This is a genomic window from Arsenicicoccus dermatophilus (assembly GCF_022568795.1).
GTDB classification, from domain to species: domain Bacteria; phylum Actinomycetota; class Actinomycetes; order Actinomycetales; family Dermatophilaceae; genus Arsenicicoccus; species Arsenicicoccus dermatophilus.
Genome location: NZ_JAKZHU010000001.1, coordinates 1,264,751 through 1,289,241, shown reverse-complemented (window position 1 = coordinate 1,289,241; position 24,491 = coordinate 1,264,751). Strand labels below are relative to the sequence as shown.

Genomic DNA, 24,491 nt, shown 5'->3' with positions numbered 1-24,491 from the left:
ACGTGGGACCGTCGGTGCCCGGCCCTACAGTGGTGGCGTGGCAGAGCTCGGACGTGCGATCAAACGTGTGGTGGTGGGCCCGGCCATGCGGTCGGACAAGCTGGGGGAGACGCTGCTCCCCAAGCGGCTGGCCCTGCCGATCTTCGCCAGCGACGCCCTGTCGTCGGTGGCCTACGCCCCGGACGAGATCTTCCTGACCCTCGCCCTGGCCGGAGGCGCCATGGCGACGACGCACTCCTGGCAGATAGGCCTGGGCGTCGTCTTCGTCATGGTCGTCGTGGTGCTGTCCTACCGGCAGAACGTCCACGCCTATCCCTCGGGCGGCGGGGACTACGAGGTGGCGACCGAGAACCTCGGGCCCTGGGCCGGTCTCGGCGTGGCGTCGGCGCTGCTCGTGGACTACGTCCTCACCGTCGCGGTGTCCATCTCCTCGGGCGTGCAGAACGCCACGGCCGCCATACCCGCCCTCGACGGTCACGAGATGCCCGTCGCGGTCATGCTCATCGTGCTGCTGACCGCCATGAACCTGCGCGGGGTGCGGGAGTCGGGCAAGGCCTTCGCGGTGCCGGTCTACGCCTTCATGGTCGCGATCATCGGCATGGCGCTGTTCGGGCTCTTCCGCGACCTGACCGGCACGCTGCCCCCGGCGGAGAGCGCCAAGTTCACGCTGCTGCCGGAGCCCGGCTACGAGGGGCTCGTGGGCCTGGCCTTCGTCTTCCTCATGCTGCGGGCCTTCAGCTCGGGCTGCGCCGCCCTGACCGGTGTCGAGGCCATCTCCAACGGCGTCCCGGCCTTCCGGAAGCCCAAGTCCGCGAACGCCGCGACCACCCTGCTGCTCATGGGCACCATCTCCGTGACCATGCTGATGTCGATCATCTACCTGGCCATCCGCACGGGGGTCAAGTATGCCGAGAGCCCCGGCGAGCAGCTCCTCCTCGACGGTCACCACGTCGGTGCGGGATACGTCCAGCACACGATCATCGGCCAGCTCGCGCTCGCGGTGTTCGACGGCTTCCCGACGGGCGTCATGCTCGTGTCGACCGTCACCGGCGTCATCCTGATCCTGGCCGCCAACACCGCCTTCAACGGCTTCCCGGTGCTCGGGTCGATCCTGGCGCGCGACGGCTACCTGCCCCGGCAGCTGCACAACCGGGGCGACCGACTGGCCTACTCCAACGGCATCCTCATCCTGGCCGCTGCGGCCGTGGTTCTCGTGGTGATCTTCGACGCCGAGGTCACCAAGCTGATCCAGCTCTACATCGTCGGCGTGTTCGTGTCCTTCACCCTCAGCCAGATCGGCATGATCCGGCACTGGAACCGCCTGCTGCGCACCGAGGCCGCCCCCGCCGAGCGCCGCCGGCACCGGACCAGCCGGGCGATCAACTACGTCGGCGCCACCATGTCCGGCAGCGTGCTGGTCATCGTGCTGATCACCAAGTTCGCCGCGGGCGCGAAGTACGCCATCCTCGCGATGGCGGTGCTGTTCGTGCTCATGAAGGCCATCCACCGGCACTACGACCGGGTCTCGGCGGAGCTCATGGTGCCCGAGGACGACACCACCGAGGGTCGCCTGCCCTCGCGGGTGCACGCCATAGTCCTGGTCTCCAAGATCCACAAGCCGACGCTGCGTGCGCTGGCCTACGCCCGGGCCGCCCGGCCGTCCACGCTGGAGGCCATCACGGTGGCCGTGGATCCACAGGACGGGGAGCGCCTGCAGGAGGAGTGGCTGCGCCGGGGGATCCCGGTGCCGCTCAAGGTGCTCGACTCGCCCTACCGCGAGATCACCCGACCGGTCGTGTCCTACGTCGCGTCCGTGCGTCGCACCTCGCCGCGCGACCTGGTCATGGTGTTCGTGCCGGAGTACGTCCTCGGGCGGTGGTGGGAGTCGATCCTGCATAACCAGAGCGCCTTCCGCATCAAGAGCCGGCTGCTCTTCATGCCCGGGGTGATGATGACGAGCGTCCCCTACCAGCTGCGCTCCAGCGACGTGGTGCGCGACGAGCTGCGGGCCGAGACCGCGGCCGGGGACCGCGGCCGAGGTGCGGTCGTCAGCCATGACGGGGCCTCTGCGCCGGATAGCCTGTCCGGCGACGTCACCGAGAGGAGCACCAGCTGATGGCGGAGCGAGAGCGTCCCGGACGACCGGGCGGGCAGCGCGCAGGAGGTCGCCGCGGCGGCCAGGGGCGGCCAGGTGGTCGCGCCACCCGCGAGCGCCAGGTCAAGGGCGAGCCGCTCGTCGGCCAGGAGGCCGAGGTGATCGTCGGCAACGTGGCCCACGGTGGCTTCTGCGTCGCCCGCCTGGACGGTCGCGTCGTCTTCGTGCGGCACACCCTGCCCGGGGAGCGGGTGCGGATCCGCGTCACCGAGGGGGGCACCGGCGACCGCTTCCTGCGCGCCGACGCCGTCGAGGTGCTGGAGCCCTCCGAGCACCGGGTCACCCCGCCGTGCCGGTGGGCCGGCCCCGGCCGCTGCGGCGGCTGCGACTGGCAGCATGTGGCCCTGGACCACCAGCGCGAGCTCAAGGCCCAGGTGATCGCCGAGCAGCTCGACCGGCTCGCCGGCATCGAGCTCGAGGGGCTGCGGGTGCTTCCCCTGACCGAGGACGAGACCGGCCTGGACTGGCGGACCCGGGTGGAGTTCGCCGTGGACGCGTCCGGCCGACCCGGGCTGCGGCGCCACCGGTCCCACGAGATCGAGCCGGTCGACGACTGCCTGATCGCCACCCGCCCGGTCATCGGGTCCGGGGTGCTGGCCACCACCTGGGAGGGCTGCGAGGGCATCGACGTGATCAACGCGTCGGGCTTGGAGGAGGCCGTGCAGATCCCGATCCACCGGGACGGCACCACGGGCTCGGACCCGGGCGTGCTGGAGACCGTCGGGTTCGAGGACTGGGCGCACGCCTTCGAGGTGTCCGCCCGTGGCTTCTGGCAGGTGCACCCGGCCGCGGCCACGACCTTCCTCGGCGACGTGGTCGAGATGCTGAACCCGCAGGAGGGTGAGCACGCGCTCGACCTCTACTGCGGGGTGGGTCTGTTCGCCGCCGGGCTCGCCGACGCGGTGGGGGAGTCCGGACACGTCCTGGCGGTCGAGGCCGACGCCGCTGCGGTCGACCACGCCCTGGACAACCTCGAGGAGCACCCCCACGTCGAGGTCCGTCAGGGTCGCGTCGACCACGTGCTCGCGCAGGCGGCCCGCGGCGGGCTGCGCGCGGACGTCGTGGTCCTGGACCCGCCCCGCTCCGGCGCCGGGCGCCAGGTCGTCGAGCAGCTCGCCCAGCTCGGACCGCGGGCGATCGCGTATGTCGCCTGCGACCCCTCCGCGCTCGCCCGCGACCTCGCCGTCGCCGAGGAGCTGGGGTATCTGCTGACCGACCTGGTGGCCTACGACGCCTTCCCCATGACCCAGCACGTGGAGTGCATCGCGCTGCTCGAGCCGGGTGACCCCGAGGACGGGACGCGCGACGCGGGGGACCGCTGATCCCCGCGGGCGCCATACCCCCTCCCGGGGTCGCAGGCCCCGCACCCGTGGGAGACAATCGCCAGGCAGCAGGACCACGACGACGTGCCCTCCGGCCACGCCCTCGTGCAGCGCACAACCAGATGTCTTGACGTCAAGAGATAGCCGTGGGAGGCTTGTCTTGACATCAACACAAGAATCTCCGTGGAAGGAACAGGCGTGAGCCAAGAGAGTGTGAACAGCTTCGGAGCCAAGGACACGCTGAAGGTCGGTGACGCCTCCTACGAGGTGTTCCGCGTGGACACGGTCGAGGGCAGCAAGACCCTGCCCTACTCCCTGAAGGTCCTGCTCGAGTGCCTCCTGCGCACCGAGGACGGCGCCAACATCACCGCGGACCACATCCGCGCCCTGGGCGGCTGGGACCAGGACGCCCAGCCCGACACCGAGATCCAGTTCACCCCCGCCCGCGTGATCATGCAGGACTTCACCGGCGTCCCCTGCGTCGTCGACCTGGCCACCATGCGCGAGGCTGTCGCCGAGCTGGGCGGTGACCCCGCCCGCATCAACCCCTTGGCTCCCGCCGAGCTGGTCATCGACCACTCGGTCCAGATCGACTCCGCCGGCTCGCCGACGTCCTTCCAGATCAACCAGGACTTCGAGTACGAGCGCAACAACGAGCGCTACCAGTTCCTGCGCTGGGGCCAGACGGCCTTCGACGACTTCAAGGTCGTCCCGCCGGGCACCGGCATCGTCCACCAGGTCAACATCGAGCGCCTCGCCCGCGTGACGATGAGCCGGGACGGCCAGGCCTACCCCGACACCTGCGTCGGCACCGACTCCCACACCACGATGGTCAACGGCCTCGGGGTGCTGGGCTGGGGCGTCGGCGGCATCGAGGCCGAGGCGGCCATGCTCGGTCAGCCGGTCTCGATGCTCATCCCGCGCGTCGTCGGCTTCAAGCTCACCGGCACCATGAAGCCCGGCGTCACCGCCACCGACGTGGTCCTCACCATCACCGAGATGCTGCGCAAGCACGGTGTCGTCGGCAAGTTCGTCGAGTTCTACGGCGAGGGTGTCGCGGCGCTGCCGCTGGCCAACCGCGCCACCATCGGCAACATGAGCCCCGAGTTCGGCTCGACCTGCGCGATCTTCCCGATCGACGAGGTCACCCTGGACTACCTGCGCCTGACCGGTCGCGACGACGAGCAGGTCGCCCTCGTCGAGGCCTACGCCAAGATGCAGGGCATGTGGCTCGACCCCTCCGTCGAGGCGCGCTACTCCGAGCTGGTCGAGCTGGACCTCGGCGACGTGGTTCCGTCCATCGCCGGCCCGAAGCGCCCGCAGGACCGCATCGTCCTGGCCGAGGCCAAGGAGTCCTTCCGCAAGGTCCTGCCGACGTACGTCGCGGGCCGCGAGGGCGACGGCGTCGAGGGCGAGTCCTTCCCGGCCTCCGACGCCCCCGCGCAGATGAGCGACCCCGAGCACGGCGGCGAGGCCCCGGCCGAGACCGGCTCCGGCTCCACCCGTCCGTCCCGCAAGGTGGAGGTGACCACTGACAAAGGCACCTTCCAGCTCGACCACGGCCACGTCGCGATCGCCTCGATCACCTCGTGCACCAACACCTCCAACCCCTCGGTGATGATGGCCGCCGCCATGCTGGCCAAGAACGCCCACGAGCGCGGCCTGCAGACCAAGCCGTGGGTCAAGACCTCCATGGCCCCGGGCTCGCAGGTCGTCACCGGCTACTACGAGCGTGCGGGCATGTGGGAGCACCTGGACGCCCTGGGCTTCAACCTCGTGGGCTACGGCTGCGCCACCTGCATCGGCAACTCCGGTCCGCTGGACGAGGCGATCTCCGCGGCGATCAACGACAACGACCTCTCGGTGACCGCGGTCCTGTCGGGCAACCGCAACTTCGAGGGCCGGATCAGCCCGGACGTCAAGATGAACTACCTGGCGTCCCCGCCGCTGGTCATCGCCTACGCCCTGGCCGGGACGATGGACTTCGACTTCGACAAGCAGCCGCTCGGCCAGGACAAGGAAGGCAAGGACGTCTTCCTCACGGACATCTGGCCCTCCCCGCAGGACGTCGAGGCGACCATCGCCGAGGCGATCACCCGCGACATCTTCGTCGAGGACTACAAGGACGTCTTCGCCGGCGACGCCCGCTGGCAGGGTCTGGACACCCCCGAGGGCAAGACCTTCGAGTGGGACGCCGAGTCCACCTACGTCCGCAAGCCCACGTACTTCGAGGGCATGACCATGGAGCTGACCCCGGTCGAGGACATCACGGGTGCCCGCGTCCTCGCCAAGCTGGGCGACTCCGTCACCACCGACCACATCTCGCCCGCCGGCTCGATCAAGGCCGACAGCCCGGCCGGTCGTTACCTCGCCGAGCACGGGGTGGACCGCAAGGACTTCAACTCCTACGGCTCGCGCCGCGGCAACCACGAGGTCATGGTCCGGGGCACCTTCGCCAACATCCGTCTCAAGAACCTCCTGCTCGACGGGGTCGAGGGCGGCTACACCCGCAACTTCCTGGCCGGTGGCGAGCAGACGACGATCTACGACGCCGCCGAGGCCTACCGGTCCGCGGGCATCCCGCTCGTCGTGCTCGGGGGCAAGGAGTACGGCTCCGGCTCCTCGCGCGACTGGGCGGCCAAGGGCACGCGCCTGCTGGGCGTCAAGGCCGTCATCGCCGAGTCCTACGAGCGCATCCACCGCTCCAACCTGATCGGCATGGGCGTGCTCCCGCTGCAGTTCCCCCAGGGGCAGTCCGCGGACTCCCTGGGCCTGGACGGCACCGAGACCTTCGAGATCACCGGGGTCGCGGAGCTCAACGAGGGCCGCACGCCCCAGACCGTGCACGTCACGGCGGTCAAGGACGGCGGCGCGGCCGTGGAGTTCGACGCGGACGTCCGCATCGACACCCCCGGTGAGCGCGAGTACTACCTCAACGACGGCATCCTGCAGTACGTCCTGCGCTCGCTCGTCACGCGCTGACCCCTGCTGCTCTCGCTGCGGCTCGTCCTCCTCGGAGGGCGGGCCGCAGCGCCATGTCCACACGGTATGCCGCTGCGACGCGCGCGGTCGGGCGAGAGCGGACCCGCCCTGGCACGGCATAGCCTCCCGCGAGGCCGTCCTGACCCGCAGGTGCGGCGCGGGCGGTCAGCCGGGGACCTGGCCGCAGCCGCCCGCCGAGGCCGGGTCGCCGCTGCGTGCCGAGCGACACGCTCGCGCCAACCGGTCGTGGCTGGCGGGGGTCGCGGCGACGGCGACGGCGTCCCCGGGGGCCAACGGCGCCGTCGTGGGCGGCCAGGTCCACACAGGGGCCCCGGAGGCGTCGTCGCCCGCCCGCCGACGGACCGCGAGCACCCGCGCCTCGCCCGCGAGGTCCAGCGTAGCGGGGAGGCACGCCACGATCTCGGAGCCGGGCTCGACGAGGAGCTCAGCCAGGAGCGCCGCCGGCTCGGCGCGGACGGGGACGGGCACCTGCGGCACCGGCAGTCCCAGGGCGCGGGCCACGATCCGGGGCGCCGAGAGCATGGACACCGACAGGCTCACCCCGGGGGCCAGCCGGCGCTGGACCCGTCTGGCGAGCTCGTCGTCGAACAGCCGGGTCACGAGCCGCACGTCGTCCCGGGCGCTGCGGGCGCTGCGGGCGCTGCGGGCGATCTCGAGGTTGACCGCGTCGTCGTCGGTGAGGGCCATCACCGTGTCGCAGTCTTGGATGCCCGCCGCCTCCAGCGTCGAGGGATCACTGGCCTGGCCGATGATCACGGGCACCTTGAGCCGGCGGATCCGGTTGACGCCGTAGGCATCCTCGTTGCGCTCCACCGCCACCACCGGGATCCCCTCCTCCCGCAGGAGGACGACGACCTGGGTGCCGATCCGGCCCAGCCCGCACACCACCACGTGCCGGCGCGAGTGGCCGCGGACCCCGCCGGTGATGGCCTGCAGCCGCGAGCCTGTGAGGGCATCGGTCATGACGGCGGTCAGACCGGAGGCGAGCAGGAGGCCGAGGGACTGGAAGACCACCGCGGTGACCTTCACCCGCAGGTCGGCGACGTCCGGGTCGCCGTACCCGGTGCCGGTCGCCATGGTCACGGCGAGGTAGGCCGCGGTGAGCCAGTCCTTCTCCGCGTCGTGGTGGAAGTAGACCGTGCTGGCGGCGATGACCGGCGCCAGCAGGACGAGCACGACCCGCTGGCGCCGGTCCACCAGCTGACGCCAGCCTCCGAGCAGGCCACGGGTCCGCACCCTGCGCCGCCGCCCCGTGGAGCGGAAACCCATCGCGACCCGCTCCATCCCGGGCGCGGCGTCCTGCTCGGAGCCGGGGAGCAGCCGGTCCTCCTCGTGGGCCGTCCCCGGTGCCGTCTGGTGCTCTGCGGACAGGCGCACCGGGACGAGCTTCTCGTCGGAGTGGCGCAACAGCTCCTCGGGGCTGACGACGACGTCGCGACCGGCGACCGGTCGGCGCTCGAGCTCGCCCCGCGCCGCCGCCACGAACGTCGGTGCGGCGACGGCCGCGGGGCACACCGTCTCGCAGTCCTGCAGGATCTCCCGGAGCCGGTTGCCGAAGTCGTCGTTGACGACCTCCAGGACCAGGCGCACCGCGGAGGTGATCTCGGCGACGGCCAGCGCGACGCGGGTGACCTCGACCTCGTCGCGTCCGAGGACCACGACCGCCCGGGCGTGAGGAGCACCGGCCTCGCGGAGCACGTCGTCCCGGACCCGGGGCACCTCGTGCAGCTCCACCCCGGGCAGTCCGCGCAGGTCGGCCACCAGATCCCGGTCGGCCGCCGACGTGCCGACGACCACCACCGGGGTGCCATCCCGTGCCAGCTCCTCGGCCACGCGGATCGTCGTGGTCTCGACCCCGACGACGAGCACGTGCCCCACCCGGTCCGGCCCTCGGCCCCCCTCAGCCTCCGTCACCATGGCTGCACTCTAGGTGGCGTCCTCCCGTCCCGCCCGTGGAGGCGAGCCGGTGCGCGCAACGCGGCCCACCCCGCGGTCGAGACCCGGTCAGACTCGTGACGGCGACCGATGGTCAGCGGTGGCGGTCGAGGTGGGTGAGGTAGCGCTGGGAAGCCACCACCACGACGACCACGGGGACGGTCGTCAGCAGGGCGGTGGCCATCTTCAGGGGCCGCTGGGTGCCGGACCCGAGGCTGCCGGCCGTCAGGTCGGCGAGGCCGGTGACCAGCGTCTTGTGCTCGACGCTGCTGGTGGCCGCCAGGTAGTGGCTGAGGTCGTTCCAGGAGGCCTGGAAGGCCAGCACGCCCACGGTGACCAGCGCCGGTCGGGCGAGCGGGAGCAGCACGTGCCACAGGATCTGCAGCTCGCCCGCCCCGTCGAGCCGCGCGGCCTCGGCATACGACGTCGGGACCGACTCGAAGAACTGCTTCATCAGCAGGATCCCGGCGGCGTCCACGAGCATGGGCAGGATCATGGCGGCGTAGGTGTCGTAGATCCCCAGGTAGGTCACGACCAGGAAGGTCGGGATGAGCAGGGCCACGCCCGGCACGGCCATCACCACGACCAGCAGTCCGAGCACCCCGCGCCGGCCACGGAATCGCAGCCGCGCCAAGGCATACCCGGCGAGCGCGTCCAGCGGCACCCGGCCGACGGTGACGGCGAGCGAGACGCCGACGGAGTTGAGCGCCCACCGCCCCACGGGGTTGGTGTCGTCCTGGGTGCCGAGCGCCTGGCGCCAGGCCTGCAGGGTCGGTGGCCGGGGGAGAAGCCGCAGCGGGTGGGAGAGGGCGTCGGGGTCGGTCTTGAAGCTCGTCGACAGCTGCACGAGCGCGGGCAGGGCATAGGCCACGGCGACCACGGCCAGCAGGAGCGTCAGCAGCGGGCGGCGTCTCACGGGCGACCCGCGACGAGCCGGACGACGGCGCGGTGCCCGGCGGTGAAGGCGAGCGTGAGCAGGCACACCAGGAAGGCCACGGCGGCCCCCGCGCCGAACTCTCCCTGCCCGAAGGACAGGGAGTAGGCGAGGTAGGCCGGGGTGAGCAGGGTCTTGCCGGGCGCTCCGCCGCCCGTGGCGTACACCTGGTCGAAGACCTGCCAGGTGCCGATCAGGCCGAGCATCGTCACGAGGGTGATCGTGCCGCGCAGCTGCGGGATCGTGATCCACAGCAGGCACCGCCAGCCGGTGGCCCCGTCGACGGCCGCGGCCTCGAGCACCTCCCCGGGCAGGTCCTGCAGCGCAGCCAGGAAGACCAGCATGAAGGTCCCGCTGGTCGTCCACACGGCGAGCAGCACGAGCACGCACATCGCGATCGACGGGCCCGCGAGCCAGTCCCACAGGGGACGACCGAGCAGCTCGCGACCGCCCCACCCGGGCTCGCCCACCCCGACCGCTCCGAGGGCCAGGTGCAGCAGTCCGCGCGGATCGAGCAGCCAGCTGGGGCCCTCGATGCCGGCGGCCCCCAGCAGGGCGTTGACGACCCCCTGGGAGGAGAACAGCAGGGCGAACACCGCGGTCACCGCCACGGCGCTGGTCACCGAGGGAAGGTAGAGCAGGGTCCGCCATACGGCTCGATGGCGCAGCCCGGGGAGTGCACGGCGAGCGCCAGGCCCAGGGCCAGAGCCGTCTGCAGGGGGACGACGAGCAGGACGTACCACGCGGTGTTGCCGACGGCGGTCATGAAGTCCGCCCCGATCAGACCGGATCCGGTGAGCAGCATCCGGTAGTGCTCGAGCCCGACCGGTGCGGCGTCCGCCGCGACGAAGGGGCTGCCGGTCCCGTCCCAGCCGGTGGTGGAGACGCGCAGGGCCATCAGGATCGGTATGACGAGGAAGACGACCACGAGTGCGAGGGCGGGCGCCGTCATCAGCCAGCCCGCCTGCGTGGTCGCCCGCCCGTGCGTGCGTCCTCGCGCGGCCCGCATCGTGCCGGCGGTCACTCCTGCAGCGCCGGCTCGGCCACCCGCTGGGCGTCGCGCAGGAGCACGCCGGCCTCGGTGGTGGGCAGGGTCTGCAGGTGCGCGTTGAGCTCGTCCACGACCGCGGAGAAGCCCGGCAGGTTGGGCATGCCCCGGCCGTAGGACGCGCCCTTGACGAAGGCCGCGTCCTGCGGGGCCTGTCGGGCGTAGCTGCGCATCGCGCTGGTCGTGGACGGCATGACGCCGAAGGCCTTGGCCGCGGCGAGCTGCTCGGTGTCGCTGCCGAGGTGGCGGACCAGGTCGACGGCGGCGTCCCGGTGCGGGGAGGCCGCCGCGATGCCCCAGCAGGTGGTGAACATCAAGGTTCCGCGGCCGACCGGGCCGGCGGGCAGCTCGGCGACGGTGATCCGGCGCCCGGGCGCGTCCTTGGCGAGCGCGCCCCGGACCCAGTTGCCCTCGATGACCATGGCGGCGCGGCGGTCGACGAGCGCCTGCCCGGCCCAGCCGGCGTCGACCTGGGTGGTGAGCCGGGCGTGGCCGGTGTCGAGCAGGCGCCGGATCTCCTGCAGAGCATGGACGTTGGCGGGGCTGCTGATCGTGAGGGTGCCACCGTCGGGGGACAGGACCCACCCGCCCGCCTGGGTCATGAAGGCCCCGACGCGCTGCAGCTCTGGGGCCAGGACCAGCCCGACCGCGCCGTCGCGGGTCAGGCGGGCGGCGACGGTGCGCAGCTGCGCCCAGTCGCGGGGCAGGTCGGACGCGGTGAGTCCCGCTGCCTCCCAACGCTCCTGGTCGATGACCAGGGCGAGGGTGGAGAAGTCCTTGGGGGCGCACTGCAGCCGCCCGCGGTAGGTGAAGGTGCGGGTGAGGGCGGGCAGGTAGGGCACGTCGGCGACCTGGTCGCCGTAGGCGTAGAGGTTGCCGGCCTTGGCGTAGGTGCCCAGCATGGCCGGCTCGACGTAGAACAGGTCGGGTGGTGAGCCCCCGGCGAAGCCCTTGGCGAGCTCTTCGGTGAGCCGGGCCGCGGCCGACACCTCCACGGTGCTGCCGGTGCGGGTGGCCCACCCGGCCACGGACCGACGCACGGCGGCGAGCTCGACGTCGGAGGACGCCGCGACGAGCACCCGGAGCCTGGTCGGTCCGGTGCTGGTGGTCTGCTCCTCGGCGAAGCCTCCGGTGCACGCGCCGAGCGCGAGCGCCGAGGTCGTGAGCGCAGCGACCGCCGTGCGGCGAAGGGTGGGTGACGTCACGGCACCTCCCCCCTGAACCCTGGCCCTGCCAAGCCAGGTGAATCGCGTTGAGTGGTCCCCACTGCACCCAGCGTATGTCGTTGAGCGAGAAACGACACCCATGCGTCGGTGCTGGGTTGCGGGCCCCGAGCCGGGCTGGGCAGTCGGGAGATTCGTGGAGAGGGCTGATCGCCGAGGCCAGGTCCTGGAGGGTGGAGAGGGTACGGCGGACGCTGCCCCGGCCGGCGGCGCGGCTCAGCGCAGGGTGCTCGAGTCCGAGCGCAGGCAAGGCGCGAGGAGCGTGCCCTCGACCGGGGCGTCCCGGCCCTCCAGCAGGTCGTCGAGCGTGCTGAGCAGGCACTCGACGATCTCGGCGAGCGGCTGCTCCACCGTGGTGAGGCCGAACATCGCCGCCGTGGGGGTGCCGTCGAAGCCGACGACGCCCACGTCTCGCCCGGGGGTCAGCCCTGCGGCGCTGATCGCGTCCTGGGCGCCGACCGCCACGACGTCGGAGACGCAGACAAGCGCGTCGCCGGGGCGCAGCCGCGCCGTGATGGCGGCGATGGCCCGCTGGGCCTCCTGCAGGTCCTGCCGGGTGCGCACGAGCAGGTCCTCGTCGAGCACCCCGAGCTCCTCGGCGGTGGCCCGCCATCCCTCCAACCGGTCGTCCCCGGTCTCGCTGCCCTCCGGCCAGCCGACGAAGCCGACGCGCTCGTAGCCACGCTCGACCAGGTGCCGGACCGCGGCCGCGGTGCCGGCCCGCCCGTCGACGTCGGCCCAGGCGGTGAACTCCGGCTCGTCCCAGACCTGCCCGAAGGTCACGTAGGGGATGCCCCGCTCGGTCAGCCACCGCGGGCGGGGGTCGCCGTGGTGGGTGTTGAAGAGCACGAAGGCGTCGACCAGGTGCGCCCGCACCATGGACTCGTACCCGCTCGTCGTCAGCGCGGGTGCCTCGTTGCCGAAGGTCACCACGTGGCAGCGGTGCTGACGGGCTGCCAGGGACAGCTGGGCCAGGAAGGGGAAGGAGATCTCGGCGCCTGCGGCTCCGGGCCGGGCATCCAGCTCCAGGCCGACGGCCCCGGCCCGCTGCTCGCGCAGCGACTTGGCCGCCGAGCTCGGCCGATAACCGAGCCGGTCGATCTCGGCCTGCACCCGCGCCAGCGTCTGGGGGGCGACCCGGTCGGGCCGGTTGACCACGTTGCTCACGGTCTGCCGGGAGACGTTGGCGGCGCGGGCCACGTCGTTGATGGTCGCGCGTCTGCCCCCGAGACTGCTGCTCACGACTCTCTCCCTCTTGCCACCCGGACCCTGGCGGGTAGCATGACCGGTTGAACGATCATCCCCACCCCCTCAGTTCATCATCCTCTGGGTGCGGGCAGGTGTCCACACGAGCGCTCGCCCGCATCACCCCGCGACCAGGGGACTTACCGCCGGCGAGAGGTGGACACGTGGTGAGGCGCAGCAGCGGACCTGCTCGGCAGCCGTGGCTGCACGACCTCCAGGTCGCCGTCCACGGCGCCGTGACGGCCCTGTCGGATCGCGCCGGGACCATGGGGGCACCGGGCACCGGGCTGCTGGTCGACGACCGGCGGGCCCTCGCGTTGCGGCACGTGCGCGTCGACGGCGAGGCCCCTGACGTGCTCACTTCCTCCGACGCCGGCGAGCAGACCCGGATCGTCGCCGCGCTGCGGCACCTCGGCGACCCCGGCCCCGACCCGACCGTCCAGCTGCACGTGCACCGGGTCCTCGACGCGGGCGGCATGACGGAACGACTCACGCTGCGCTCGCGGGCCACGGAGCCGGTCCGCACCCGTCTGGAGATCGCCCTCGCCGGGGACGACGCCTGCCTGCCGGAGATCAAGGACGGGCGCGATCCGGGCACCCTGCTGGCCGCCCGCTCGCTCCTGCGCCCGTCGGCCGGGGAGGACCCGGCGCGGTCGGAGACGGAGCACCCGGACGCGATCCTCACCTGGTCGGGCGACCGGCACCGCACCACCGTCGGCGTCTCGCCGCCCCCCGCCGAGGTCCGCCCGGGTGAGGGTGGCGCGCCGTCATACCTGCTGCTGGTCCTGACGGTGCCCCCTGGTGGCACCGCGGAGGTGACGCTGCGCGTCGACGTCGCCCGCACCCGGGCCTCGGCCCTGGACGCCGATCCCGGGGCGGACGCCGTCGACTGGTCGCTGCGCGTCACCGCGGGAGACGGCCGGGTGGCGCCCCTCGTCGAGCGCTCGCTGCGGGACCTGCGCGGCCTGCTGCTGCGCGATCCCCTGGACCGGGAGGACCTCTTCGCGGCGGCGGGATCACCTTGGTACCTCACGTTGTTCGGACGGGACTCCTTGTGGACCGCGCGCCTGCTCCTGCCGGTGGGCACCGACCTGGCGCGCGGGACGCTGCGGGCGCTGGCGCGCCGGCAGGGCCGGGTCGACGACCCGGCGACCGGGGAGGAGCCGGGCAAGATCCTGCACGAGGTGCGCCGGGAGCAGGTCCAGGACGCGCAGGGCCGGCCGGTCCCGCTGGTCTACTACGGCAGCATCGACGCGACCGCGCTGTGGGCGCTGCTGCTGCACGACGCGTGGCGTCACGGGCTCGCCGAGGCGGACGTCCGGGAGCTGGCCCCCGCCCTGGGCGCCGCGGTCGGCTGGCTGGTGCGCCGGCTGCGGAGGAGCCCGGACGGGCTGCTGCGCTACGTCGACGCCTCGGGCACGGGCCTGGCCAACCAGGGGTGGAAGGACTCGGGCGACTCGATGCGCCGCGCCGACGGGACGCTCGCGCCACCGCCGATCGCGCTGGTGGAGGCCCAGGCGTATGCCGTCGCGGCGCTGCGCGGGGGAGCGACCCTGGCCCGCGCGCTCGACCTGCCGCTGCGGCCGGGGTCCGGCCCGGAGGTCGACTCGGACGTCTTCGACCCGGCAGAGCTCGACCGGCTGGCCGACGACCTCGCCGAGCGGGTGCGGCGGCGTTACACCGCCCACGACGAGCGCGGCACCTATCTGGTGATGGCCCTCGACGGGCAGGACCGCCCGGTCGACGGGGTGGGCTCCAACATGGGTCATGTCCTCGGCACCGGGGTCCTGCCCCCGGACGGGGCCGCCGCCGTCGCCGCCCGGCTGGTCGCCCCCGACCTGCTCATGCCCTTCGGGATCGCGACCCTCTCCCGGGACAACCCCGGCTTCAACCCGCTGGGCTACCACAGCGGCTCGGTGTGGACGCACGACACGGCGATCGTCCTGGTCGGCCTGGTGCGGGAGGGCCGCACCGCGGAGGCGGCGGCGGTGGCCCGGGCGCTCGTCACCTCCGGGTGCGGCAACGCCGGACGCTGGCCGGAGCTGCTCGCCCCGGATCCGGTGCTGGGGCGCCCGGTGCCCTATCCCGCGTCCTGCCGCCCGCAGGCCTGGTCGGCGGCCGCAGCCGGGGCGCTGGTGACCGGGCTCCTCGGTCTGCAGGTCGACGTGCCCGCCGGCCGGGTGCGCCTGCGGCCGCTGCCCGGCCTGCCCTGCGGACCCCTCGTGGTCGACGGCCTGTCGTACGCCGGCAGGCCGTTCTCGGTGCAGGTGCGCGGCGACGGCACGGTGCAGGTGACGGGGCTTCCGGCGGGCGTCGCCGTCGACCTCCCCGGCGCCTGACCGCGCAACCCGGGGGTCTGTCGGACCTTGGCGGCACACTGGGGGGCATGACTGCGCACGCCCCTCCCGGCTGGCCGGCGGAGGTCCCGCCGCCCGGCGTCGACGGCTGGCGCGAGCAGGCCGTGCCGTGGCTGCTCGACCAGTGCCCGGCGGACTTCCGCGGCTACGACTCCTGGCGCCGGCACCCCGCCGCGCTCGCCTGGGTCGCCGTCCAGCACGTCGAGGCGCAGCTCGCGGGCATGCGGGCGGCCTACCGCCAGGTGCGGGTGGCGCTGGGGGAGACGTTGATGCCCGAGGCGCTGCGCGACGTCATGACCGACCTGGAGGCGGAGGGGGTGCGGCTGCGCGGCACGGCCCGCGCGGTGCACCTGGTGCACGAGGCGATGCAGGGCGCGACCTTCGTCCCGCGCCTCTGACGCGCGGACCGCTGGTCTAGACTCGGGCGTCCCGTTCTGTCCTCGAAGGAGTCGGTGTCCACCGTGGGTCTGCTCTCGACCATCACCAGCCCGACCGCGCTGCGGCGCCTGCCCGCCGAGCGGCTGCCCGAGCTGGCCACGGAGGTCCGCGACTTCCTGGTGCGGGAGGTGGCCAAGACGGGTGGCCACCTGGGCCCCAACCTCGGCGTCGTCGAGCTGACCATGGCGCTGCACCGGGTCTTCGAGTCCCCGCACGACACGATCGTCTTCGACACCGGCCACATCAGCTATGTGCACAAGCTGCTGACCGGCCGGCAGGACTTCTCCCGGCTGCGCACCCGCGGCGGGCTGTCCGGCTATCCCTCGCGCGCCGAGTCCGAGCACGACGTGAGCGAGAACTCCCACGCCTCGACCTCCCTGTCCTGGGCCCACGGCATCGCCGTCGCGCGGTCCCTGAGCGGCGAGCACGACCGGCACACGGTCGCGGTCATCGGGGACGGCGCCCTGACCGGGGGCATGGCCTGGGAGGCGCTCAACAACATCGCCGCCCGCAAGGACCTGCCGCTGGTCATCGTGATCAACGACAACGAGCGGTCCTACGCCCCGACCATCGGCGGCATGGCCGAGCACCTGGCCGCGCTGCGCACCCACCAGGGCTACGAGAAGGTGCTGCGGCTCGGCAAGCGGGCGATCGCCGGTGCCCCCGTCGTCGGTCGCCCCGCCTTCGAGACCCTGCACGGGATCAAGAAGGGGCTCAAGGACATCATGGCGCCGCAGGGCCTGTTCGAGGACCTCGGCCTGAAGTACGTCGGGCCCGTCGACGGCCACGACCACCAGGCGCTGGAGACGGCGCTGCGCCAGGCCAAGCAGTACGGCGCGCCGGTGCTCGTGCACGTGCTGACCAAGAAGGGCAAGGGCTACCGCCCGGCCCGGCAGAACGCCGACGACCAGTTCCACGCCGTCGGGGTCATCAACCCCGAGACCGGGCTCCCGCTGGAGGTGTCCGGCCGCTCCTGGACCGACGACTTCTCCGACTCGCTGGTCGCGCTCGGCGCCGAGCGCGAGGACCTCGTGGCGATCACCGCGGCCATGCTGATCCCCGTCGGCCTGCGGGACTTCGCGATCAAGTTCCCCGAGCGGGTCCTCGACGTCGGCATCGCCGAGCAGCATGCCGTCGCCATGGCGGCCGGTCTGGCGTATGCCGGCAAGCATCCCGTGGTCGCCGTCTACTCGACCTTCCTCAACCGCGCGTTCGACCAGCTGCTGATGGACTGCGCCCTGCACCACGCGGGCGTGACCTTCGTGCTCGACCGCGCCGGGGTCACCGGCTCCGACGGCGCCTCGCACAACGGCATGTGGGACATGACCCTCGCCAACGTCGTCCCCGGCCTGCACCTGGCCGCTCCCCGCGACGGCGAGCAGGTCGAGCTCGCCCTGCGCCGGTCGCTCGACATCGCCGACGCCCCCTCGGTCGTCCGCTTCGCCAAGGGCAACCCGCCCGCCACGATCCCCGCCGTCGAGCAGCACGGCGCCGTCGACGTCCTCGCCGGCCCCGGCCCCGACCGCGTCGACACCCTGGTCATCGGCCTGGGCTCGCTCGTGCCGACCGCGCTGGCCGTGGGGGCCCGCCTGGAGGAGGCCGGGCGCACCGTGCGCGTCGTCGACCCGGTGTGGGCCCTGCCGGTCTCGGAGGACCTGATCGACGAGTGCCGCCTCGCCGGCGAGGTCGTCGTCATCGAGGACAACCTCGTGTCGGGCGGGATCGGGTCGGCCGTGAGCACCGCGCTGCAGCTCGCCGACGTCGACGTGCGCGTGCGGCCCTTCGGCATCCCCAAGGAGTTCCTCGACCACGCCTCCCGCGGCCAGGTGCTCGCGTCGATCGGGCTGACCCCCGACGCGATCGCCGAGGCGGTCCTGCGCCGCCGCGGCCCCCGGCGGGTCGTCGACGCCAGCTGAGCGGCGGCGCCGACATACCTGCTCCGATCTCCCGGACCACCCGGCAGCCCGGGCCCGTTCCCGCCGGCTGACGCCCCGGTGCTGGGGTATGAACGAGGCATGACCCGCTTCGGCTACACCCTGATGACCGAGCAGGCCGGTCCCAAGGACCTGGTCCGCCACGCCCGCAAGGCCGAGGAGGTCGGCTTCGACCTCGAGGTCGCCAGCGACCACTACTTCCCGTGGCTGTCCGCGCAGGGCCACGCGCCCTTCGTGTGGAGCGTCCTCGGCGCCGTCGCGCACGCCACCGAGCGCGTCGACCTGATGACCTACGTCACCTGCCCGATCCTGCGCTACCACCCGGCCGTCGTCGCGCAGATGGCGGCGACCGTCCAGGTCATGGCCGACGGCCGGTTCACCCTGGGCCTCGGCTCCGGCGAGAACCTCAACGAGCACGTCGTCGGCGCCGGCTGGCCCACGATCGCCGCCCGCCAGGACATGCTGGCGGAGGCCATGGAGATCATCCGCGAGCTGCACACCGGCGAGCTCGTGACGTATGACGGCGAGTACTACCGCGTCGACTCCGGCCGGATCTGGGAACTGCCGGAGCAGGGGGTCGAGATCGCCCTGGCCGCGGGCGGTCCGAAGGTCCTCGAGCGGTGCGGGATGCTCGCCGACCACCTGGTCGCCGTCGAGCCGAGCGAGGAGCTGGTGACGGCGTGGAACGACCTGCCCGACCAGCCGCAGATCGGCTCCGGTGCCCGCGCCATCGGTCAGATCCCGATCTGCTGGGACCGCGACGAGGACACCGCGGTCCAGCGGGCGCACGACCAGTTCCGCTGGTTCGCGGGTGGTTTCGCCGTCAACGCGGACCTGCCCACGACGGCCGGGTTCGCCGCGGCGACGCAGTACGTGCGGCCCGAGGACGTGGCCGAGGCGATCCCCTGCGGCCCCGACCTGGACGCGATCGTCGAGGCGGTGCGGCCCTACTGGGAGGCGGGCTACACCGACGTGGCGCTGGTGCAGGTCGGTGGCGAGCACCAGGACGAGTTCCTGGAGACGGCCGCCGGTCCGCTGCTCGACAAGCTCCGCGCCGCCGCGCGCTGACCCCGGGGACGCCGCAGGGAGCACCCGCTCGTGCGGGTGCTCCCTGCGTGGGGCGCTGTGGTCAGGCCAGGCCGTGGCGGTCGAGCAGGTGCTGCACGTCCGGGTCGGCGCCGCGGAAGTCGCGGTAGACCTCGCGCACGTCCAGCGACCCGCCGCGAGCCAGCAGCCGGCGCCGGAACCGCTCACCGGTCTCCCGCGAGAGCCCGCCGTTGTCCTCGAACCACGCCACGGTGTCGGCGTCGAAGACCTCGGACCACATGTAGGAGTAGTAGCTCGCGGCATACCCGCCGCCGAAGATGTGCGAGAAGTAGCCCGTCCGGTAGCGCGGCGGCACGAGCGGGAAGCTCATCCCGGTGCTGCTCAGGGCCCGCTGCTCGAAGGCCTCGACCTCCTCCGGGGAGGACGGCAGCTCCGCGACCGGCGTCTGGTGCCAGACCTGGTCGAGCAGCATCGCGGCGTAGGACTCGGTCATCGCGTAGCCCTGGTCGAAGTGCCGCGCGTCGAGCAGGGTCTGGATCCACTCGCGCGGCATCGGCTCGCCGGTCTCGTGGTGGACGGCGTACCGCTCGAGCAGGGTCGGCTCCCAGGCCCACATCTCGTTGACCTGCGAGGGGAACTCGACGAAGTCCTGCGGGGTGCGGGTGCCGGACCGCGAGACGTAGCGGACGTCGGACAGCAGTCCGTGCAGGTCGTGCCCGAACTCGTGGAACAGCGTGATGACGTTGTCCCAGGACATCAGGCTGGGCCTGCCGGGCGCGGGCTTGGGCAGGTTGCAGGTGTTGGTGACCACCGGACGTTGGTCGAGCAGGGTGGACTGCTCGACCAGGGAGGTCATCCAGGCACCGCCCTGCTTGGTGGGCCGGGTGTAGGGGTCCAGGACGACGGCGCCGAGCGCCTCGCCGCTCTCCTCGTGGATCTCGTAGACCGTCGCGTCGGGGGTGTAGCCGACCAGGTCGGTGCGCTCGTGGAAGGTGATGCCGTAGAGCGCGGTCGCCGCCGCGAACACGCCGTCGTGCAGGACGCGCGAGTACTCCAGGTAGGGCCGCAGCAGGCCCTCGTCCAGCGAGTAGCGCTCGGCGCGCACGAGGTTGGCGAGGTACTGCCAGTCCCAGGGCTCCAGGGTGGCGCCGGGGGAGAGCTGCTCGAGCCGCTCCTGCAGCACGGCCGCCTCGGCGCGGGCGTTGCGCACCGCGGCCGGGCCGACCTTGGTGAGGACCTGCATGACGGCCTCGGTGGAGCCGGCGCACCCCTCGGAGGCCACGGCCGCCGCGAAGTGCGGGTGCCCGAGGAGCTCGGCCTTCTCCGCACGCAGCCGCACCATCTGCAGGACCAGGTCCCGGGTGTCGTGCTCGCCTCCGAGCCCGCGCGCCACGCTCGCCTCGAAGATCCGCTGCCGCAGCCCGCGGTCGGCGAGCTCGGCGAGCACCGGCTGGCCGGTGGTGTTGACCAGCTCGATCAGCCATCCGTCCTCGCCCCGGTTGGCGGCCGCGGCCCGGGCCCGCTCCACGTCCTCCTCGGACAGGCCGGCCAGCTCCTCGCGGTCGGTCACCAGGACGGCGGCGGCGTTGCGCCCGGCCAGGGCCTGCTCGGCGAACCGCGTCTGCAGCGTGGCCAGCTCGGCGTTGACGGCCCGCAGCCGCTCCTGCGCCTCGCCGGACAGCGCGATGCCGCCGCGCTCGAACTCGCGGATGGTGTCGTCGAGCAACCACCGGCTCTCGGGGTCCAGCTCCACCTCTGCGGCATCCGCGCGCTCGCGCAGCGCCACGAAGCGGTCGTAGAGGCGTCGGTCCAGCAGCACCGCGTCGGTGTGCTCGGCGAACTTGGGGGCCATCTCGGCGCGGATCGCCTCCCGGGCCGCCGTGCCGTCGGCGGCGCACAGGGGATAGAACGCGTCGGAGGCGCGCTCCAGCAGGCGACCGGACCGGTCCCAGCGCTCCAGCACGTTCTCGACGGTGGCGGGGGACTGGTCGGCGGCCAGGGCATCCAGCTCTCGACGGTGCTCGGCCATGCCCTCGAGCATCGCGGCCCGGTAGTCCTCGTCGGTGAGGGTTGCGTAGTCGGGCAGGGCGTGCGGCAGCGTCGACGGTGCCAGCAGTGAGTTGGTGGGGTTGCTCATGCCCCCATCCAACCCCAGCGGCGCGCGCCGGGCCGCAGGCGGCCCCGCTAGCGTGACGGTCGGCGACGGCATAGCCGGGGCCTATCCATCGCATGCACACAAACGATCGACGTTGGCTTTCAATCCATCGACGATCCATATAGATTTCTTATCGGAAGTTCCCACCAGCGACAACGCCAAGGAGCGCACCGCATGAACCTCATGAACACCAAGATCCTCCCCTTCGCCACGACCGCCTTCAAGGACGGCGAGTTCGTCGAGGTCACCGAGAAGGACGTCCTGGGCAAGTGGGCGATCTTCTTCTTCTACCCGGCCGACTTCACCTTCGTCTGCCCCACCGAGCTCGGTGACATGGCCGACCACTACGAGGAGCTCCAGCAGCTCGGCGTCGAGGTCTTCTCGGTCTCCACCGACACCCACTTCGTGCACAAGGCCTGGCACGACGCCTCCGAGACCATCGGCAAGATCAAGTACTACATGCTGGGCGACGCCAACGGCGTCATCACCAACAACTTCCAGAACATGCGTGAGGGCGCCGGCCTCGCCGACCGCGCCACCTTCCTGATCGACCCCGAGGGCACCATCCAGTTCATGGAGGTCACCTGCGAGGGCGTCGGCCGCAACGCCGCCGAGCTCATGCGCAAGGTCAAGGCCGCGCAGTACATCGCCGCCCACCCGGGCGAGGTCTGCCCCGCCAAGTGGGAGCAGGAGGGCGAGACCCTCAAGCCGGGTCTGGACCTCGTCGGCAAGATCTGATCCAGCTCTCCTGACCCGCATCGGGTCTCGGCGTACGGCGGAAGACAGACCGCCGCATCGCCACCTCGCGTCGCGGCGGGTGGCCGGACTCTCGAGCCCCGGCCACCCGCCGTCGCCATACCCCCGCCTGACCTCGAACCCCGCATCCCGCGCCACCCAGCACACCCACGTCACCGCACCAGAAGGAGCCCCACCGTGCCCGTCCTCGACGCCGACCTCACCACCCAGGTCAAGACCCTCCTGGAGAACGTCAAGGAGCCCATCGAGCTGGTGGCCTCCCTCGACGACCGCCCCAAGTCCGAGGAGATGCGTTCGCTGCTCGAGGAGATCGCCGCGCAGTCGGACCGGGTGACCGCACGCTTCGACGGGGACGCCGAACGCCGTCCGTCCTTCCGGATCGAGCGGACCGGGACCGACCACGCGGTCGAGTTCGCGGGCCTGCCCATGGGGCACGAGTTCACCTCGCTGGTGCTGGCGCTGCTGCAGGTCGGCGGCCACCCGGTCAAGGAGGACGCCGAGCTCGTCGAGCAGGTCAAGGGCATCGACCGCGACCTGCACTTCGTCACCTACATGTCGCTCAGCTGCCAGAACTGCCCCACGGTCGTCCAGGCGCTCAACGCCATGGCCGCGCTGAACCCCCGCATCCGCCACACCGCGGTCGAGGGCAGCCTGTTCCAGGACGAGATCGAGGAGCACGGCATCAAGGCCGTCCCCACGGTCTACCTCGACGGCGAGCTGTTCGAGTCGGGCCGGATGACCATGGCCGACATCCTCGGCCGCATCGACTCCGGCGCCGCCGACCGCGCCGCCCAGCGCCTCGCCGAGAAGGAGCCCTACGAGGTGCTCGTCGTCGGCCAGGGCCCCGCCGGCGCGACCGCCGCGATCTACACCGCCCGCAAGGGAATCCGCACCGGCCTGGTGGGGGAGCGCTTCGGCGGCCAGGTCCTGGACACCATGGCGATCGAGAACTTCGCCTCCGTCCCCTACACCGAGGGTCCGCGCTTCGCCGACGGCCTCAAGGAGCACGTCGGTCAGTACGACGTCGACGTGGTCTCCGGGCCGCTGGCCACCGAGCTGGTCCCCGCACAGTCCGAGGGTGGCTACCACGTCGTGAAGTTCGGCGACGCCGAGCTCAAGGCCCGCTCCGTCGTGCTCGCCACCGGCGCCCGCTGGCGCCACATGGGCGTCCCGGGCGAGGAGGAGTACCGCAACAAGGGCGTGACCTTCTGCCCCCACTGCGATGGACCGCTGTTCAAGGGCAAGCGGATCGCCGTCATCGGCGGCGGCAACTCCGGCGTGGAGGCCGCGATCGACCTGGCCGGCGTCGTCGGGCACGTCACGGTGCTGGAGTTCATGCCCCAGATGCGTGCCGACCAGGTGCTGCAGGACAAGCTCCGCTCGCTGCCCAACGTCGACGTGCTGCTCAACGTCGCGACCACCGAGGTGGTCGGTGACGGCAAGGCGGTGACCGGCCTGCGGTACGACGAGCGAGAGTCCGGGGAGTCCAAGAAGCTCGAGCTCGAAGGGATCTTCGTCCAGATCGGCCTGCTGCCCAACACCGAGTGGCTCAAGGGCTCGGTCGAGCTGTCCGAGCGCGGCGAGATCGTCGTCGACGGCCACGGGCGCACCTCGATCCCCGGCGTCCTCGGCGCCGGTGACTGCACCACGGTCCCCTACAAGCAGATCGTGGTCGCGGAGGGCGCCGGAGCCACCGCCGCCCTGTCGGCCTTCGACCACCTGATCCGCACCTCGGCGCCGGCCACCACGTGAACCTGCGCGACCTGGAGTACCTCGTCGCGCTCGCCGACGAGCGGCACTTCGGCCGGGCCGCGGCCCGGGCCTATGTCTCCCAGCCGACGCTCTCCACGCAGATCCGCAAGCTGGAGTCCGAGCTCGGCGTGGACCTGGTGGAGCGGGGCTCCCGACAGGTGCTGCTCACGGCGGCGGGGGAGCAGGTCGTGGCCCGGGCCCGGGCGATCCTGGCCCAGGCCGACGACATCCGCGACATCGCCCGCTCGGCCCGCGACCCGCGGGCCGGGCGGCTGCGCCTGGGCGTCTTCCCGACCCTCGGCCCCTACCTGCTGCCGCACGTGGTCCCCGGGCTGCGGCGCCGGTTCCCCGACCTCGAGCTGCTGCTGACCGAGGCCAAGACCGGCGAGCTGGTCGCCCAGGTCCACGCGGGTGCGCTCGACGCGGCGCTCATCGCCCTGCCGGTCCCCGACGAGGCCCTGCACGCGGAGCTGCTGTGGCGGGAAGACTTCCTGCTCGCCGTCCCGGAGTCCCACCGGCTCGCCGATCCTGCGACCCCGGTCACCTCCGCCTCGCTGGCCGGCGAGGAGCTGCTGCTCCTCGCCGAGGGCCACTGCCTGCGCGACCAGGCGCTCGACGTGTGCCGGGCCACCGGCGCGGGCGTGCAGTCGGGATTCCAGGCGACCTCCTTGGAGACCTTGCGGCACATGGTCGCCGCGGGCGTGGGCACGACCCTGCTGCCCCGGCTCGCCGTCTCGCCCCCGACGACCAATCCTGAGGGTGTCGCCCTGCGCGAGCTCGGCGGGGAGACCCCTCACCGGGACATCGCCCTGGTCTGGCGCCGCACCACCGTCCACGGTGCGCTGCTGACCGAGCTCGCGGAGGAGCTGCGGGCGGTCCCGACGGACCTCGTCTCGCCGGTCCCCGCCGGATCGGTCGCCGAGTGCCCGGCGCACCCGCGCAGCAGGGCGGTTCCCGGCCGAGCATGACGCTGCCCCGGGGCCGGGGGAGCGGTCCCGGGGCAGCGAGCTGCGGTGCGGCCCAGGCGAGCTTGCCGATCGAGACGACGTACGTGTCGTCGAAGACGGGCGCGACGGCGGCCAGGGTGGGGGCGGCCGTCTCGTCGGCCAGGGCCAGGGCCAGGGCCAGGGAGAGGGCGATGACGGGGATGGCAGAGCGCAGAGCAGACCTGACGAGGGTCCTCACGG

The 24,491-nt window shown here is 72.6% G+C and carries 17 protein-coding genes; 10 read left to right on the top strand and 7 right to left on the bottom strand.

What is annotated here, in order from left to right; genetic code table 11:
• Positions 1-37: 37 nt before the first annotated feature.
• The 3 genes from MM438_RS06020 to acnA all read left to right on the top strand — a co-directional run bounded on the left by MM438_RS06020 (position 38) and on the right by acnA (position 6,459).
• Positions 38-2,116 carry an APC family permease gene (locus MM438_RS06020; RefSeq protein ID WP_241451610.1) on the top strand — a complete coding sequence of 693 codons (2,079 nt, stop codon included), beginning with the start codon at positions 38-40 and terminating at the stop codon, positions 2,114-2,116.
• The gene (locus MM438_RS06015; RefSeq protein WP_241451609.1) at positions 2,116-3,477 is read left to right on the top strand and encodes a class I SAM-dependent RNA methyltransferase; all 1,362 of its coding nucleotides are present in this window, start codon (positions 2,116-2,118) and stop codon (positions 3,475-3,477) included. The genes MM438_RS06020 and MM438_RS06015 overlap by 1 nt, the downstream gene beginning before the upstream one ends.
• A gap of 213 nt (positions 3,478-3,690) precedes the next feature.
• Positions 3,691-6,459 carry an aconitate hydratase AcnA gene (gene acnA, locus MM438_RS06010; RefSeq protein ID WP_338155511.1) on the top strand — a complete coding sequence of 923 codons (2,769 nt, stop codon included), beginning with the start codon at positions 3,691-3,693 and terminating at the stop codon, positions 6,457-6,459.
• A 165-nt stretch (positions 6,460-6,624) separates the two neighbouring features.
• On the opposite strand, the gene MM438_RS06005 is transcribed toward acnA, so the two are convergent.
• The 6 genes from MM438_RS06005 to MM438_RS05980 form a co-directional block, all read right to left on the bottom strand.
• Positions 6,625-8,397: an NAD-binding protein gene (locus MM438_RS06005; RefSeq protein ID WP_241451607.1), complete on the bottom strand. Its 1,773-nt coding sequence runs from the start codon at positions 8,395-8,397 to the stop codon at positions 6,625-6,627.
• Positions 8,398-8,509: 112 nt separating this feature from the next.
• Positions 8,510-9,331, bottom strand: a complete 822-nt coding sequence (locus MM438_RS06000; RefSeq protein WP_241451606.1) for a carbohydrate ABC transporter permease — start codon at positions 9,329-9,331, stop codon at positions 8,510-8,512.
• Positions 9,328-9,972, bottom strand: a complete 645-nt coding sequence (locus tag MM438_RS05995) for a carbohydrate ABC transporter permease (RefSeq protein ID WP_241451605.1) — start codon at positions 9,970-9,972, stop codon at positions 9,328-9,330. The genes MM438_RS06000 and MM438_RS05995 overlap by 4 nt, the downstream gene beginning before the upstream one ends.
• A complete protein-coding gene (locus MM438_RS05990) occupies positions 9,969-10,301 on the bottom strand; it encodes a hypothetical protein (RefSeq protein WP_241451604.1) in 333 nt (110 codons plus the stop codon). Before MM438_RS05990 ends, MM438_RS05995 begins: the two co-directional genes overlap by 4 nt.
• A 68-nt stretch (positions 10,302-10,369) precedes the next feature.
• Positions 10,370-11,602, bottom strand: a complete 1,233-nt coding sequence (locus tag MM438_RS05985) for a sugar ABC transporter substrate-binding protein (protein ID WP_241451603.1) — start codon at positions 11,600-11,602, stop codon at positions 10,370-10,372.
• A gap of 234 nt (positions 11,603-11,836) precedes the next feature.
• Positions 11,837-12,862 carry a LacI family DNA-binding transcriptional regulator gene (locus MM438_RS05980; RefSeq protein WP_241451602.1) on the bottom strand — a complete coding sequence of 342 codons (1,026 nt, stop codon included), beginning with the start codon at positions 12,860-12,862 and terminating at the stop codon, positions 11,837-11,839.
• A 170-nt stretch (positions 12,863-13,032) separates the two neighbouring features.
• On the opposite strand from MM438_RS05980, the gene MM438_RS05975 reads away from it, so the two are divergent.
• From MM438_RS05975 to MM438_RS05960, 4 genes are all read left to right on the top strand, one after another.
• A complete protein-coding gene (locus MM438_RS05975) occupies positions 13,033-15,204 on the top strand; it encodes a glycogen debranching N-terminal domain-containing protein (RefSeq protein WP_241451601.1) in 2,172 nt (723 codons plus the stop codon).
• Positions 15,205-15,251: 47 nt separating this feature from the next.
• Positions 15,252-15,620, top strand: a complete 369-nt coding sequence (locus MM438_RS05970) for a hypothetical protein (protein ID WP_241451600.1) — start codon at positions 15,252-15,254, stop codon at positions 15,618-15,620.
• A 63-nt stretch (positions 15,621-15,683) separates the two neighbouring features.
• Positions 15,684-17,576, top strand: coding sequence for a 1-deoxy-D-xylulose-5-phosphate synthase (gene dxs / locus MM438_RS05965; RefSeq protein ID WP_241453329.1), 1,893 nt, complete (start codon positions 15,684-15,686; stop codon positions 17,574-17,576).
• A 99-nt stretch (positions 17,577-17,675) separates the two neighbouring features.
• Positions 17,676-18,662: a TIGR03557 family F420-dependent LLM class oxidoreductase gene (locus tag MM438_RS05960; RefSeq protein ID WP_241451599.1), complete on the top strand. Its 987-nt coding sequence runs from the start codon at positions 17,676-17,678 to the stop codon at positions 18,660-18,662.
• A gap of 61 nt (positions 18,663-18,723) precedes the next feature.
• Here MM438_RS05960 and MM438_RS05955 read toward each other — a convergent pair whose 3' ends face one another.
• A complete protein-coding gene (locus MM438_RS05955) occupies positions 18,724-20,778 on the bottom strand; it encodes a M3 family metallopeptidase (protein ID WP_241451598.1) in 2,055 nt (684 codons plus the stop codon).
• A gap of 192 nt (positions 20,779-20,970) precedes the next feature.
• Here MM438_RS05955 and ahpC point away from each other — a divergent pair, with 192 nt between their 5' ends.
• From ahpC to MM438_RS05940, 3 genes are all read left to right on the top strand, one after another.
• Positions 20,971-21,534, top strand: coding sequence for an alkyl hydroperoxide reductase subunit C (ahpC, locus tag MM438_RS05950; RefSeq protein WP_241451597.1), 564 nt, complete (start codon positions 20,971-20,973; stop codon positions 21,532-21,534).
• 195 nt (positions 21,535-21,729) lie between these two features.
• The gene (ahpF, locus tag MM438_RS05945) at positions 21,730-23,304 is read left to right on the top strand and encodes an alkyl hydroperoxide reductase subunit F (protein ID WP_241451596.1); all 1,575 of its coding nucleotides are present in this window, start codon (positions 21,730-21,732) and stop codon (positions 23,302-23,304) included.
• On the top strand, positions 23,301-24,272 hold the full coding sequence (locus MM438_RS05940; protein ID WP_241451595.1) for a LysR substrate-binding domain-containing protein: 972 nt from the start codon (positions 23,301-23,303) through the stop codon (positions 24,270-24,272). Before ahpF ends, MM438_RS05940 begins: the two co-directional genes overlap by 4 nt.
• Positions 24,273-24,491: the final 219 nt, after the last annotated feature.

Bases quoted from the DNA above. Each gene is read 5' to 3' on its own strand.
- MM438_RS05955 (WP_241451598.1), bottom strand. From the start codon at position 20,778: ATGAGCAACCCCACCAACTCACTGCTGGCACCGTCGACGCTGCCGCAC.
- MM438_RS06015 (WP_241451609.1), top strand. From the start codon at position 2,116: ATGGCGGAGCGAGAGCGTCCCGGACGACCGGGCGGGCAGCGCGCAGGA.
- MM438_RS05960 (WP_241451599.1), top strand. From the start codon at position 17,676: ATGACCCGCTTCGGCTACACCCTGATGACCGAGCAGGCCGGTCCCAAG.
- ahpC (WP_241451597.1), top strand. From the start codon at position 20,971: ATGAACCTCATGAACACCAAGATCCTCCCCTTCGCCACGACCGCCTTC.
- MM438_RS06005 (WP_241451607.1), bottom strand. From the start codon at position 8,397: ATGGTGACGGAGGCTGAGGGGGGCCGAGGGCCGGACCGGGTGGGGCAC.
- MM438_RS05970 (WP_241451600.1), top strand. From the start codon at position 15,252: ATGACTGCGCACGCCCCTCCCGGCTGGCCGGCGGAGGTCCCGCCGCCC.
- MM438_RS05990 (WP_241451604.1), bottom strand. From the start codon at position 10,301: ATGACGGCGCCCGCCCTCGCACTCGTGGTCGTCTTCCTCGTCATACCG.